The organism is Amycolatopsis sp. NPDC058986, assembly GCF_042741125.1.
In the GTDB taxonomy this organism is placed as follows: Bacteria; Actinomycetota; Actinomycetes; order Mycobacteriales; family Pseudonocardiaceae; genus Amycolatopsis.
In genome coordinates this window covers 71,135-84,189 of record NZ_JBHYJW010000005.1, presented here as the reverse complement: position 1 = coordinate 84,189, position 13,055 = coordinate 71,135, and the positions used below count along the sequence as shown (strand labels likewise).

Annotated in this window: 14 protein-coding genes and 1 pseudogene; 10 read left to right on the top strand and 5 right to left on the bottom strand. The window is 69.9% G+C overall.

Annotated elements, in window-relative coordinates; all coding sequences use genetic code 11:
* The first annotated feature begins 12 nt into the window (after positions 1-12).
* The 3 genes from ACFW0G_RS06755 to ACFW0G_RS06745 all read left to right on the top strand — a co-directional run bounded on the left by ACFW0G_RS06755 (position 13) and on the right by ACFW0G_RS06745 (position 1,935).
* Entirely contained in the window at positions 13-771 is a 759-nt protein-coding gene (locus ACFW0G_RS06755) for a hypothetical protein (protein WP_378323828.1), read from the top strand.
* Between the two features lie 121 nt (positions 772-892).
* Positions 893-1,114 (top strand): hypothetical protein, encoded by a 222-nt coding sequence (locus ACFW0G_RS06750; protein WP_378323827.1) that lies wholly within the window; start codon positions 893-895, stop codon positions 1,112-1,114.
* On the top strand, positions 1,111-1,935 hold the full coding sequence (locus ACFW0G_RS06745) for a hypothetical protein (protein ID WP_378323826.1): 825 nt from the start codon (positions 1,111-1,113) through the stop codon (positions 1,933-1,935). Before ACFW0G_RS06750 ends, ACFW0G_RS06745 begins: the two co-directional genes overlap by 4 nt.
* A gap of 22 nt (positions 1,936-1,957) precedes the next feature.
* Here the strand turns inward: ACFW0G_RS06745 and ACFW0G_RS06740 are convergent, their stop codons facing one another.
* Positions 1,958-3,439, bottom strand: a complete 1,482-nt coding sequence (locus ACFW0G_RS06740) for an amidase (protein WP_378323825.1) — start codon at positions 3,437-3,439, stop codon at positions 1,958-1,960.
* A gap of 82 nt (positions 3,440-3,521) precedes the next feature.
* Between ACFW0G_RS06740 and ACFW0G_RS06735 the strand changes: the two genes are divergently transcribed.
* The 3 genes and pseudogenes from ACFW0G_RS06735 (at position 3,522) to ACFW0G_RS06725 (ending at position 6,098) form a co-directional block, all read left to right on the top strand.
* Positions 3,522-4,088: a TetR/AcrR family transcriptional regulator gene (locus ACFW0G_RS06735; RefSeq protein WP_378323824.1), complete on the top strand. Its 567-nt coding sequence runs from the start codon at positions 3,522-3,524 to the stop codon at positions 4,086-4,088.
* A 92-nt stretch (positions 4,089-4,180) separates the two neighbouring features.
* A pseudogene (locus tag ACFW0G_RS06730) lies at positions 4,181-5,767 on the top strand (DUF222 domain-containing protein); the annotation flags it as partial.
* A gap of 136 nt (positions 5,768-5,903) precedes the next feature.
* Entirely contained in the window at positions 5,904-6,098 is a 195-nt protein-coding gene (locus ACFW0G_RS06725) for a hypothetical protein (protein ID WP_378324010.1), read from the top strand.
* A 376-nt stretch (positions 6,099-6,474) separates the two neighbouring features.
* On the opposite strand, the gene ACFW0G_RS06720 is transcribed toward ACFW0G_RS06725, so the two are convergent.
* Entirely contained in the window at positions 6,475-7,014 is a 540-nt protein-coding gene (locus ACFW0G_RS06720; protein WP_378323822.1) for a GNAT family N-acetyltransferase, read from the bottom strand.
* Positions 7,015-7,195: 181 nt separating this feature from the next.
* Here ACFW0G_RS06720 and ACFW0G_RS06715 point away from each other — a divergent pair, with 181 nt between their 5' ends.
* The gene (locus ACFW0G_RS06715; RefSeq protein ID WP_378323820.1) at positions 7,196-7,654 is read left to right on the top strand and encodes a pyridoxamine 5'-phosphate oxidase family protein; all 459 of its coding nucleotides are present in this window, start codon (positions 7,196-7,198) and stop codon (positions 7,652-7,654) included.
* 7 nt (positions 7,655-7,661) lie between these two features.
* Here the strand turns inward: ACFW0G_RS06715 and ACFW0G_RS06710 are convergent, their stop codons facing one another.
* Entirely contained in the window at positions 7,662-8,567 is a 906-nt protein-coding gene (locus ACFW0G_RS06710; protein WP_378323818.1) for an LLM class flavin-dependent oxidoreductase, read from the bottom strand.
* 45 nt (positions 8,568-8,612) lie between these two features.
* A complete protein-coding gene (locus ACFW0G_RS06705; RefSeq protein ID WP_378323817.1) occupies positions 8,613-9,119 on the bottom strand; it encodes a MarR family winged helix-turn-helix transcriptional regulator in 507 nt (168 codons plus the stop codon).
* Positions 9,120-9,317: 198 nt separating this feature from the next.
* Here ACFW0G_RS06705 and ACFW0G_RS06700 point away from each other — a divergent pair, with 198 nt between their 5' ends.
* Positions 9,318-10,229, top strand: a complete 912-nt coding sequence (locus ACFW0G_RS06700) for an NADP-dependent oxidoreductase (RefSeq protein WP_378323815.1) — start codon at positions 9,318-9,320, stop codon at positions 10,227-10,229.
* 76 nt (positions 10,230-10,305) lie between these two features.
* Positions 10,306-10,704 carry a PPOX class F420-dependent oxidoreductase gene (locus tag ACFW0G_RS06695; protein ID WP_378323814.1) on the top strand — a complete coding sequence of 133 codons (399 nt, stop codon included), beginning with the start codon at positions 10,306-10,308 and terminating at the stop codon, positions 10,702-10,704.
* Here ACFW0G_RS06695 and ACFW0G_RS06690 read toward each other — a convergent pair.
* Positions 10,680-11,621, bottom strand: coding sequence for a LysR family transcriptional regulator (locus ACFW0G_RS06690; protein ID WP_378323812.1), 942 nt, complete (start codon positions 11,619-11,621; stop codon positions 10,680-10,682). The genes ACFW0G_RS06695 and ACFW0G_RS06690 overlap by 25 nt on opposite strands.
* 87 nt (positions 11,622-11,708) lie before the next feature.
* On the opposite strand from ACFW0G_RS06690, the gene ACFW0G_RS06685 reads away from it, so the two are divergent.
* Positions 11,709-13,043 (top strand): aspartate aminotransferase family protein, encoded by a 1,335-nt coding sequence (locus ACFW0G_RS06685; protein WP_378323811.1) that lies wholly within the window; start codon positions 11,709-11,711, stop codon positions 13,041-13,043.
* Positions 13,044-13,055 lie beyond the last annotated feature (12 nt).

Below are 13,055 nucleotides of genomic sequence, written 5' to 3'. Positions count from 1 at the left end.
AGGTCGACGTCCATGCGCGGTGCGCGAACCCGGCGGATCGCGGTCGTGGGTTCGGGTGCTGCCGCGGAATCCGTGGCGCGTGAGTACGCGGAACTGATCAGCGGTCTGGCCGGGATTCCGGCCAAGGTGCTCGACGGGGCTGACCACGGAACGATCTCTTCCGCGGAGTACGGCGCGATCCTGCTGGTCCACCCCGGTGCCGGTGCCGCGTCGGCGGCTCGGCGGCTGCGTGCGGCCACCGGGCTTTACGTGCTTTCGGACCAGGACGCCACCGCGATCGCGCTGACCGGCGCGCTGCTCGCGACGCTGGCCCGGCGCGGACGCGCACCGCGCGACGTGCGGGTCGTGATCGCCGGTGCCGAGCGGTTGCCCGGCCTCGCGCCGCTGCTGATCGCGGCCGACGTCCGCGACGTCACGCTGTGGAACACCGCCGACGGCGCCGTTTTCCCGTTGCACCAGATCGTTTTCGGCGCCGACGCCGTAGTGGACCTGCTCGGCGCGCTCCCCGGTGACATGGGTGGCGTGCTCGCCGTGAACACCGGCGACGACGTCCACGCCGCGCCGTGCGCCGCGGCCGGGCTGTTGCGTGCCGCGCTCTACGCGGAGGGCCGGGCCAGGGAGGTCGACACCTTCCACGTCGCGGCGGCGGTGCTGGCCGCCGTGGTCACCCCGGGGCGGGTGTTTTCGCGTGGAGCGGCGCGGGAACTGGCCGATCTGATCACCGAGGCCGTGCTCGCCTCGCTCGCGCCCGCGCGCACCGGATCCGGCTGAACCGCGCGCCCCGGCCGCGAAACGGCGGCGTCGACACGTACTGAAGAGTTGCAAAGTTATGAAACTGCCAACATGGTAGGTTTGCTAGATGTTGGGCAGTCCGGCGGGAAGGCGGGGACCGGTGAGCGAGTTCGCGAACGAACTGCGTCGGGGGATCGGGGAAGCACAGGACGCCACCCTCGCCGCGACCGAGGCCGGGCATCCCTACGAGGCCTACCTGCATCGCGTGCGGCTGGCCGAGCTGCTGGATCTCGCGGAGCGAAACGACGTCGACGCCACTGTGCTCGTCCTTCCCACGGTCCGCGCGGCACTGGCCGAGGACCGTGCCGCCCTCGAAGCGTGAACGCGGCGGCCGGGCTCGCGATCGCCGGTGACGGCAGCGCGTTGCCCGGCGCCGAGGGCGATCCCGGTGCGGTGCTGGCCGCGCTGAGCAGCGACGCGAGGTCGCTCCGCGACCACACCTCGTTGAACGCCTTCCCGGTGGCGGTCGCCGCCCGCGACGCCGGGGATCTGTCCGCCGCGGTGCGGGCGTTGCCCACCGGGATCACCGCGGTGTTCCTGGCGCGCACCGAAGCGGCGCGGGCCAGGGCGGCGCAGCGTGACCTGGCGGGCGGGGTCCCGATCATCACCGAACAGGACACGCTCGGCGTCGCGTTGGCGGCTTCCGTGCTGGTCGCCTTGCGGCGCAAGGACATCCCATGCCGATCCGGCCGGGTCGTGGTGACGGGAGCGGAAGCGGCACCACTCCTGGTCCCGCTGCTCATGGCGGCCGGAGTGGGCGACATCGCGTCATGGCGTCCGGCCGACGCGCCCGGCTTCCCGCTCGCGGCCATCACCCGCGACGCCGCGGCTGTCGTCGATCTGACGTGTGCCACCGGAAGCCGCACCATCGCCGAAGACCCGGCCCCGGCGGTGATCGTCCCCGATGATCCGTTCGCGCATCTGCTGGCGCTGCCCGGCCTGGTTCGCGCGCTCCGCGAGCGGCCCGATTCCCGGCGGCACGCCGATCCGCTGTACCAGCTCGAGGTTTATCGCGCCGGTGCGCAGGCGCTGGCGGCGCTGGCCCCGGTCGATCGGGTGCTGCCCGAGCTGTCCGATCCGGACCTCACCCGCCGCGTCGCCGACGCCGCCGCGGCGGCACTGAGCGGCCCTCGCCCTCGCTGACTGTCTCTTGTGGACTGTCCGATCAGAACTCGGGTTCGGCGTCGGCCCACGGTTGTTCGGCCTCCAGCTGGGTGGCCAGCGCGAGCATTGCCGGCTCGCTGCCGAGCCCGCCGACGAACTGGACGCCGAGCGGCAGCCCCTTTCCGGTGCGGTACAGCGGCACCGACATCGCCGGGCGGCCGGTGAGGTTGGCGAGCTGGGTGAACGGTACCGGCGCCAGGTTCGCGATGACCGTGTCGTTCCACGCCTTCGTCTTCGCGAGCGGCCCGGCGAGACCGAGGCGGAGCAGGACTTCGCCGATGTAGCGGAGCAGGTGCGGGGTGTCCAGCTCGCCGACGCGTACCGGCGGGCCTGCCAGCGCCGGGGTGAGCAGCAGGTCGTACTTCTCGTGGAACGCGGCGAGCGCCCGCGTGTGGGCGTTCCATCGGTGGTGCGCGGCGACGTACTCGGGGGCGCGCACCGCGTAGGCGGACGCGGCGAGCAGCCGGGTGTCCAGCTCGAAGTCCTTTGTGGAGGCTCCGGTCGTGCGCCGGATTTCCGCGATGGTGGTGGCGGACTGCGCGCACCACATCGTCAGGAAATCCTTGGCGAGCTGGGTGCCGTCGATACCGGGGTCGGCGGGTTCGACGTCGTGGCCCAGCTTGGCGAGGAGCACCGCGGCGCTGTCGACCGCGGCCACGGCGTCCGGGTGGACGGGGGTGCCGAGCGGGGAATAGGTCGTGTAGCCGATGCGCAGTTTGCCGGGTTCACGCCGGGCGAGTTCGGCGTAGGGCGTTTCGGGAACCGCGGCGAGGTACGGGCCGCCGGGGTCCGGCGTACGGGCCAGCACGTCGAGCATCGCCGCGGTGTCGCGTACGCTCCGGGACAGGACGCCCTCGGTGGCGGCACCGTGCAGGTACTCGGCGTGGTCCGGGCCGCAGGGCAGCAGCCCGCGGCCCGGTTTGAGGCCGAAGATTCCGCAGCAGGCGGCCGGGATGCGGATCGACCCGCCGCCGTCGCTGGCGCCAGCCACCGGGACCACGCCCGCGGCGACCGCGGCGGCGGAACCGCCGGAGGAGCCGCCGGGCGTGTGTCCGAGGTTCCACGGGTTGCGGGTCGGCCCGGTCGCCTCGGACTCGGTGACCGCCTTGGTGCCGAACTCCGGCGTCGCGGTCTTGCCGAAGATCACCAGTCCCGCACCGAGCCAGCGCCGGACGGCCGCGCTGTGCCGTGCCGCGGGCCGGTGCCGCAGCGAGCGGGAGCCGCTGCCGGTGGGCAGCCCCGCGTAGTCCTGGTGCAGGTCCTTGATCAGGAACGGTACTCCGGCGAACGGTCCGGAAAGGTCGGCCGTGGCGCGTTTCCTGGCGATGTCGTACATCGGGTACACGATCGCGTTGAGCGGCCCGTTGACCCGCTCGGCGCGCGCGATCGCCACCTCCAGCAGCTCGGCGGGGGAGACCTCGCCGCGTGCCACCAGCTCGGCAAGGCCGACCGCGTCGAACCGCCGGTACTCGCTGTACTCCACCGGACCACCGCCTTGGACTAGAGGTTCTAGTTTTAGGACGGTAGGCTATCCGGGGCTGAGGAACAACCCCCAGGATGGACCGATGGCACGACCGAAGCAGACGCTGATCAGCCGGGACGGCATCCTCCGCGCGGCGCTGCGGCTGGTGGACGAGCACGGCCCCGATGCCTTGTCCACCAACAGGATCGCCGCGGAACTGGGCGTCAAGGGCCCGTCGCTCTACAACCACGTCTCCGGGCGTGACGAGATCATCGAAGGGCTCCGGGAACTGCTCACCGCCGACATGGACCTCGCCGCGGCGGACCTGCGTCCCTGGACCCTGGCCTGCGACCGTGTCGCCCGTTCCTATCGCGCGTCGTTCGCGGCGCATCCCCACGTCGTCCCGCTGCTGACCGCCCAGCCGGTGCGGTCGCCGACGGTGCTGGCAGCCTACGACAAGGTGTTCGCCGTCCTGCGTGAGGCAGGCTGGCCCGAGGACGATCTCGTCCCGGTCGTGCGCGCGATCGAATACCTCGTCCTCGGCTCGACCCACGACCAGGCGACCGGCCTGCCCGAAGAAGCCGAGCGCGCCTTCGACGTCGGGCTGTCGGCGCTGATCGACGGTCTGGAACGGCGTCTGGCGGGTTATGGGGACGCGCGCGCCTCCTGAAATCGGCGTTCCTGTTTCATCGTGGCCGAGTTGTATGGGACGCGGCGCTCGATTCGGTCGTGCCCGGCCATGGGACGCGACGCCACCCGCGTATGCGGCAGGAAGGCTTATGGTGCAACGACCTTGATGCAGGCCGGGTGAGACGCCAACGCATGTTGCCGGCGTCCACCCGACGTCGACAACCGCCGGACATGCGAGGCGGACGCGGCCGCCCGCGTGTCCGGGGCGCCAGAATGGGCACCCCAGACCAGCTTGCCGCTGCCGCACCGGCGACCACTCTCACAGTTTCTCGCTACGGCCGCACGCAAACTGTCACCACCTACGCCACCGTCATCGAACGTTACGTCTCGCGATGGCCCATCGAGGGCGCCTTCACCGATGCCAAGCACACCACCGGCGCCGGAGAAGCCCGCAACCGCACCGAAAAAAGCCGTCAAGCACACCGCCTCACTCGCCATGATCACCCCAAGCCTCGTGACCATCCGGTACCACCTCGCAGGCCACTCATCCCGCGCCACAGCAGAACACCGAGCCCGCACACCCTGGTACGCAACGAAAAAACACCCCAGCTACCACGACATGACCACCAGGCTCCGTCGCGTCCTCATCGCAGCCTGACATCGTGCCGAGCCAAGCCAGCCGTCACCGAACGCCGCCGTATAATCGCGAAAGTCAAGCGGGGAATTTCACTCGATGATGTCGAACACACGTTCTATTCTGCGCGGTATGATGGTGACGTGTCCGGGAATCTGCCCACTCTGGAACCGCCGCAGGAGTTGTGGCGGCGATCCGGTCGTGAACTCGCCGACGAGGTGCGTACACGACTGGAGACCCTGTGGTGCCTGGACGCCGAACTCGGCCAGTACCTCACCGAAATCGACTCACGCGGCGCGTCCAAACTGTACGGCTACGGATCCACCGCCGCGTGGTTCGCCCACATGGCTCGGATGTCGCGCGGTGACGCCAAAAAGTATCTCGACCGCGCCCACGGGTTGAATCCCGGTCGTAACATCGACGGTACCGAACTCCCCGCCACCGCGCCAGCAACCGGCGCGGCCGCGCTCGACGGCGAGATCGGACCGCACCACAGCGACAAGATCCTCCGGTTCCTGAAGAAAGTCCCCAGCTTTGTGTCCTATGAGGACAGATCCAAGGCCGAGAAGATCCTTGTCGAACTCGCCCGTCACGCGACACCTCAAGAAGTGGTGAAAGCCGCTGACGAGTTGCTGGCGCGGATGGACCAGGACGGGAAGCCGCCAAAGGACCCGGATCCGCCGGAGCGGAAACCCGAGTTGCGGTTGCGGCAGCGGAAAGACGGCTGGTTCGACATCGACGGACAACTCGACCCCATCACCGGCACCCGCCTCAGCACCATCCTCGACCCGCTGGCCACCCCACGGCCCGCCGGAGAAGACAAGTGGCCCGACCTGCGCTCGGTCTCCGAACGCTACGGGGAAGCCTTCGGCGAAGCCATCGCCATGCTCGCCAACGTTCCCGACGTACGCGGCGGCGACCGCGCCCAACTCCTGGTCACAGTGACGCTGGAGGACTTGAAGTCGAAGCTGGGCACCGCGTGTCTGGACATGGTCAGCACCATCACCGCCAGCGAAGCCCGCATGCTCGCCTGCGACTGCCAGGTCATCCCCGCAGTACTGGGCACCAAGGGTGAACCCCTTGATCTCGGCAGAGCCAAGCGACTCGTCACTCCCGCGCTACGCAAAGCGCTGATCATGCGGGACGGTGGCTGCGCATTCCCCGGATGTCATCGCAAGCCCCGACATTGCGACGCCCACCATATTATCCCACCATATTATTATGTGGACACATGGCGGCCTGACCGTGCTCCGGAATCTCGTGCTCCTCTGCGGAGCCCACCACCGGCTGCTGCACAAAGCCGACTGGACAGTCCGCATCGCCGAAGACGGACTCCCGGAGTTCATTCCACCAGATTACGTAGATCCCTTACGCACACCCAGAAGAAACATCCTCCACTTACCCAATGCCCTTTGAACCTACGGTGGGCGTGGGTGCCCGGTAGGAGAGGTGGCTACCGAAGCCACTTTTCTCAGCTTGTTCAACTCGTTCGTCTCGGTCCTGGCCCCGGTCGGGTGGGTTTTGGTGCGGCTGCTGGTGAGATGATCTTCGCGCGGATGTTCCGGAACCCGCGTCTCCGGCGCGGTCACGATCGAATACGGCCAGTCGGGGGACAACGCGTCTGCCCGCGCTGTCAGGCATCCATAGAACTCCTGGCGAAACGCGGCCAGGTCCCCGAGCGCCGTCGCGCCCGCGATCATGCACACTGATCACCGCGGCCCTTGAGCCGAACTTCCTTCTGTCGCAAGAGGAATCATCGCCCAGGGCCGCACCCATGATCAACTGGGGTCGTTCATTCACTCGCCGTCTCGTGGTTGACGACACGCTGAGTGGGTGAAGCCAGCGGGCGCGCACGCCACACCACCCCGAGTGCGGGGATTCCGGTCGGACTTGACTCGATCCGCTCCACGGCGAAACCCTCACGCTCGTAGAACACCCCCGCGCGCTCGTTGGCCACGAAATGTTCGATACAAAGCCGATCAACGTCGGCGGGCAGCTGCCTGATGAGCGCATCGAGCAACCGTGGGCCCAGCCCGTACCCGCGGTGCCCGGGATGAACGTAGAGTTTGTAGACCACGTGGTCGGCACCTCTGCGCCCGCGCTGGCCGACACCGACGAACTGCCCGTCGGCCTCGGCGACGACCACGAGACGATCGGCCACCGCCGCGCCCACATGCGTCTCGTTCCACCATCTGCGAACCTGCTCGTCCGCGGCCGCAGCGCCGATCAACGGCGAGTAGTGCGATCGAATGTACGCCTCGCCGAACCGGCAGATCGCTACGACATCGCCGTCCCCGGCCTCCCGCACGATCGGTTCGTCTCTCAACGTCATCGCACGCTCCCTCAACGAACAGCCAACAACCAGACGCCAAGAAGAAGCCAGGTTAAACGACAAGCGCAGCAGGGGCCCGGCGGCACCCGCTGGGCCAGGCTCCTGTCGATCAGCTGGGCGCCGGGGAAGTCGAAGAACTGCGGACTTTGTACGTGGCTTGCGCCGTCGGTACCGTGAGCGCATGACGGCTTGGCGGGACGTCGAACAGGCGGCACCGGAGTTCGCGCGGCGGGTTCGGGCGCTGTTCGACGCGCGTCGGCATCAGACCATGGCCACCTTGCGGGCCGACGGGTCGCCGCGGATCTCCGGGATCGAGGTGGTCTTCGAGGACGGTGAGCTGGTCTTCGGTTCGATGCCGAACGCGCGCAAGGGCGCGGATCTTCGCCGGGATCCGCGCTTCGCCCTGCACAGCGCCACGGTCGACCCGGTCGAAGGTGCCGAAGCGCAGTGGCCCGGTGAGGCGAAGATCTCCGGCCGGGCCCTCATTACCGGACCTACCGGACCGGCTACCGAGGACGGCGACCGCTTCCACGTCGACATCGCCGAGGTGGTGCATACCCACCTCGACGATGAGGCGACGAAGCTCGTCGTCGAGTGGTGGACGCCCTCGCACGGGCTGCGCAGGGCCGAGCGCGAGTAGCCGGACCTCAGGGAAGTTGCGGCATGACCTCCGCGGCGAGGCGCTCCATCTGCTCGGCCTGGTCGAACAGCGGGGTGAACAGGACCAGTTCGGCGCCCGCGTCGATCACCTCGCGCACACCGTCCACACAGTCCTTGGCGGTGCCCGCGACGGCGACGTCCTCGAAGCCGCGCTTGCCGTAGAGCGCGGCCAGTCCGTCGGCGACCCGGGTCTGCGCGCGGGCTGGGTTGTCGTCGACGGCGATGTAGACGCGTTTGGCGATCGGGAAGTCCTGCCGTCCGGCTTCGGCGAGGCCGGCGCGCAGCAGTTTGACCTGCTCGGCGAACTTCGCGGTGGTGGACGAACCCGCGCCGAAGAAGCCGTCGGCGAGCCGGATCGCCCGCGCGAGCGCGTTCGGGTGACTGCCGCCGAACCAGACCGGCGGTCCCGGCTTCTGGAACGGTTTCGGCTCCATGGAGGCGTTCTCCAGCTGCCAGAACCGCCCGTCGAACGTCACCTCCGGCTGGGTCCACAGCTCACGCATCAGCCGCAGGCCCTCGGTGAACCGCGACACCAGGCCCTCGGCCTCGATGCCGAACGCGCCGAAAGCCCGGCCCTTGCCGCCGGTCCCGATGCCGACGTCCAGCCGTCCCCGGCTGAGCTGGTCCAGTGTGCCGAGCTGCTTGGCGAGGTGGACCGGATTGTGCAGGGGAGAGACGAACACCGCGCAGCCGAGCCGGAGCCGCTCGGTGCAGGCGGCGGCGTAGGTCATCGTCTCGATCGGGCTCAGATGCGGCATCGAGCCGAGGACCTGCTCCTGCGTCCAGCCGCTGTCGAAACCGAGTTCCTCGGCGCGCCGCAGGAACGCGCGGAAGCCGGCCGGGTCGAACTCGCCGTCGGCGAAGAACTGGGGGAGGGAAATACCAAAGCGCATACTCGCGACCCTAACTCCGGAACGCGCGCCCCGTGTCGCGACGGATCACGAGCGGCGAGGCGGCGGTGACGTCCGAGCGCAGCGTTCCGCGGTGGCGGCGGTGAGGTTGTGTTCGAGCCGCTCCAGTACATCGAGGGCGGTGTCCCGTTCGCCGGCGGTCAGGCCATCGGCGGTGAGTTCCTCCAGCCGCCGCCAGATCTGTTCGACCTCGCGGCGCAGCGCCAGGCTCGCGGGAGTGGGGGTGACGATGGTGACCCGCCGGTCGTGCGGGCAGGACGTGCGGCGGACGAAACCGGCCCGTTCCAGCCGGGCGACCGTCCTGGTCACGGTCGCCGAGTCGGAACCGAGCACGGCGACGAGGTCCGTCTGGCGCTGCGGGCCCGCGTCCCACAGGTGCATCATCAGCAGTTCCTGCCCGGGATGGAGCCCGGCCTGGCGCAGCAGCTGGCCCGCCAGCATGCGGTGCAGGCGGGCCACCCGGAAGATCGCGTGGCTGATCGGGCCGCCGCGCGCGGTGGGCGGGGCCGCCGCCCCGGGATCCGGCTGCTTCATCGCGATCGACCGTCCTCTCGTCCCGTCGAACTCGCAGGTTACCTGCTCGCGCAGTCATCGGGATGACGTCGGCGCGCGGCCGTACTAACCTTGGCGGTATTCGTGTCCTGGGTCACATTCGTCGCCCGCTCGGAAGAGGTCGCCGGAGTTGCCTGTTCGGACAGGTAAATGCGGAACAGCAGTCGGAAGGGAAGCGGCATGAAGGCGATCACGTTCGACCGGTTCGGTGGCCCCGAGGTGCTCCAGCTGTCCGAAGTGGACATTCCGGAACCCGGGCAGGGCCAGGTGCGGGTCAAGGTCCACGCGGCCGGGGTCAACCCCATCGACGGCAAGATCCGGTCCGGGGCGATGCAGGCGGTGTTCCCCACGACGTTGCCGTCGACGCCGGGCCTGGACGTCGCCGGTGTGGTGGACGCGGTGGGCGAGGGCGTCACCGGGCTGACCGTGGGCCAGGAGGTCGTGGGCTGGGCGGATTCCGGCTCGTACGCGGAGTACGCGCTCGCGACCGTGGTCGCGGCCAAACCGGCCGGGCTCGGCTGGGAGGACGCCGCCACGCTCCCGGTCGCCGGGGAAACCGCGCGACGTGTCCTGCGCGTGCTGGAGGTCGGCGCGGGGGAGACGCTGCTGATCCACGGCGCGGCCGGCGCGGTGGGCAGCCTGGCGGCGCAGCTGGCGGTGGCCCTCGGTGCGACGGTGATCGGCACCGCGAGCGCGGCCAACCACGACTACCTCGCCTCGCTCGGGGCGACCCCGGTCGAGTACGGCGACGGGCTGGTCGATCGCGTGCGTGCGCTGGCACCCCAGGGCATCGACGCGGTGTTCGACGCGGCGGGTCGCGGTGCGCTGCCGGACTCGATCACCCTGCGCGGTGGCACCGGCCGGATCGTCACGATCGCCGATCCCGCCGCGCAGGACCTGGGGATCCCGTTCTCCGGCGGTGGCGACGACCGCAGCAGGGCCGAGGATCTGGCCGAGGTCGTCGAGCGGGCCGCCCGCGGCGAGCTGCGGGTCAGGATCGGCACGGTGTACCCGCTCGCCGACGCCGCCGAAGCCCAACGGGCCAGCGACGGTGGGCACGCGCCCGGCAAGCTCGTCCTGACCGTCGCCTGAAGAAATTCCCCGGCACCGATTCCTTTCCGGTCGTCGTCCGGTCTACCGGGATATGGACGACGAAAGGAACAGCCCGATGACCGCGCACCTCACCGACCTGGCCCGGGAACTGCTCGACGGCCCGCACGCCGCGATGATCGCGACCTCGAACGCCGACGGGCGTCCGCAGTCCTCGGTGATCTTCGTCAAGCGGGAGGGCGACACGGTCGTGTTCAGCACCATCGAAGGGCGGCTCAAGACCCGCAACATGCGCCGCGACCCGCGGGTCAGCCTGCTCGTACTGGGCAAGGAAACCGGTCGCTACGTCGAAATCCGCGGCACCGTGGAAATCACCGCGGATCCCGGGAAGACGCTACTGCACGAGATGTACGACCGGTACATGGGCGGGACGACCCCGCCACCGGAGCCCACGGCCGAACGGCTGATCGTCCGGATCACGCCGGAGAAGCTCTACACCTGGCCGCCCGCCGCCTGATCCGGGGCGGCGGGCGCCACGGAGGCGGGTAGCGCCGGGTGGTGCCGGAGCGCGTCGAGAACGAGGTTCACCGCAGCGCGGGGCGGTGAACCTCGCCGGAGCGCGGCGGTGATCGTGCGGGTGACCGGGGTGGCGAGTTCGCGGGTGGCGACGCGGTAGCGGAGATCGACGGCGAGGCTGGGCAGCAGCGCGATCGACAGCCCGGCCTCGACGTGCTGCAGGGTCATCAGGTAGTTGCTGAAGCGGCACACCACCCGCGGCTCGAAACCGGACTGACGGCACAGCCGGATCGCCACGTTCGCCATGTACGACTGCGGCATGTCGAACGCCCACGGCTCGTTCGCGCACGCGGCGAGGTCCACCGGTCCCCGGCCCGCCGTGGGGTGGTCGGCGGGCAGCACGAGCACGATCGGGTCGATGGCCAGCGGGACCACGTCGACGTCCGGGCCGAGCGGCTGCTCGACGAAGTCCGGTGTCGTGATGATGAGATCGGCGTCGCCGACCTGGAGCGCCGGGATGCTCTCGTGCGGTTCCAGTTCCAGCAGTTCGACGTCGAGATGCGGATGCGAGCGCGCGAGCCGGGTCACCGCCGGGACCGCCAGAGTGTGGATCGCGCTCTGGAAGGAGCCCAGCCGCACCAGCCCGACCGGCTCCTCGCCGAGGCTGCGCAGCTCCGCCTCGACGGTGTCCATGTGGTCGAGGATCGCGCGCGCCCGGCGCGCCAGTATCAGCCCGGCCGGGGTCAGCCGCACCCGCCGTCCCGTCCGTTCGAGCAGCCGGGTGCGGGTTTCGCTCTCCAGCACCGCGAGCTGCTGGGACACGCTCGAAGCGCTCAGGTTGGCCGCCTGCGCCACGGCGCGGACGGTGCCCAGGGTGTCGAGCTGGCTCAGCAGGCGGAGCCGCCACGGGTTCAGCATGCCGCCATTGTTGTGCGGTTCTGCCGAACAGCACAGCCGGAATCGTGAGATGGACGCGTCGCTCGGGGTGCCCCTAGCGTCGGAGACATGGCTGCTCCGATCACCGACCCGTCCACCACCGCGACGTTCTGGGCCGACGCCGACCGCCATCTGGTGCGCTACACCGGCGGGGCCGCGTTCACCCGCGAGATCATCGACCATGCCGAGGGGAGCTTCGTCTACACCGAGACCGGTCGGCGGATCCTCGACTTCACCTCCGGGCAGATGAGCGCGATCCTGGGCCACGCGCATCCGGAGATCGTCGCCACCGTGCGGCGCCAGGTGTCCACATTGGACCATCTGTTCAGCGGGATGCTGAGCCGTCCGGTCGTCGACCTCGCCAGGCGGCTCGCGGATTCCCTGCCCGCGCCGCTGGAGAAGGCGCTGCTCCTGACGACCGGCGCCGAGTCGAACGAGGCCGCGATCCGGATGGCGAAGCTCGTCACCGGCGGCCACGAGATCGTTTCGTTCGCCCGTTCCTGGCACGGGATGACGCAGGGCGCCGCCAACGCGACCTACAGCGCGGGCCGTAAGGGTTACGGTCCGGCGGCGCCGGGCAACTTCGCGCTCCCCGTGCCCAACGCCTACCGCCCCGACTTCACCACCCCCGACGGCGAACTCGACTGGCGGCGTCAGCTGGACTTCGGGTTCGAGATGATCGACGCGCAGTCGGTCGGCGCGCTCGCCGCGTGTGTGGTGGAGCCGATCCTCAGCTCGGGCGGGATCATCGAACCGCCGCCCGGGTATTTCGCCGCCCTGCGGGAGAAATGCCGGGAACGCGGGATGCTGCTGATCCTCGACGAGGCGCAGACCGGGCTCTGCCGCACCGGGGCCTGGTACGCCTTCGAACGCGACGGCGTGGTCCCGGACATCCTGACCCTGTCCAAGACGCTCGGCGCCGGGCTGCCGCTCGCCGCCGTGCTCACCAGCGCGGAAATCGAGCAGACGGCCCACGAGCGCGGGTTCCTGTTCCTGACGACCCACGTCGCCGACCCGCTGGTGGCCGCCGTCGGCAACACCGTTCTCGACGTCCTCACGAACGAGCGGCTCGACGAGCGTGCCGCCCGGCTGGGTGTGCTGCTCCGGCAGGGCCTCGACGCGATCGCCGAGCGGCATCCGGTCGTCGGGGACGTCCGCGGCAGGGGCCTGCTCGCCGGTCTCGAACTGGTCACCGACCGGGAGACCAAACGGGGTTCCGACGAACTCGGCGCGGCGGTCACCCGGCGCTGCCTCGACCTCGGCCTGCACATGAACATCGTGCAGCTGCCCGGAATGGGCGGGGTGTTCCGGATCGCGCCGCCGCTGACCGTCACCGAGGAGGAACTCGCGCTCGGTCTGTCCATTCTGGACGAAGCCATCGGCGACGCCGCGGCGGGCCGGTGAATGGCCGGGGCC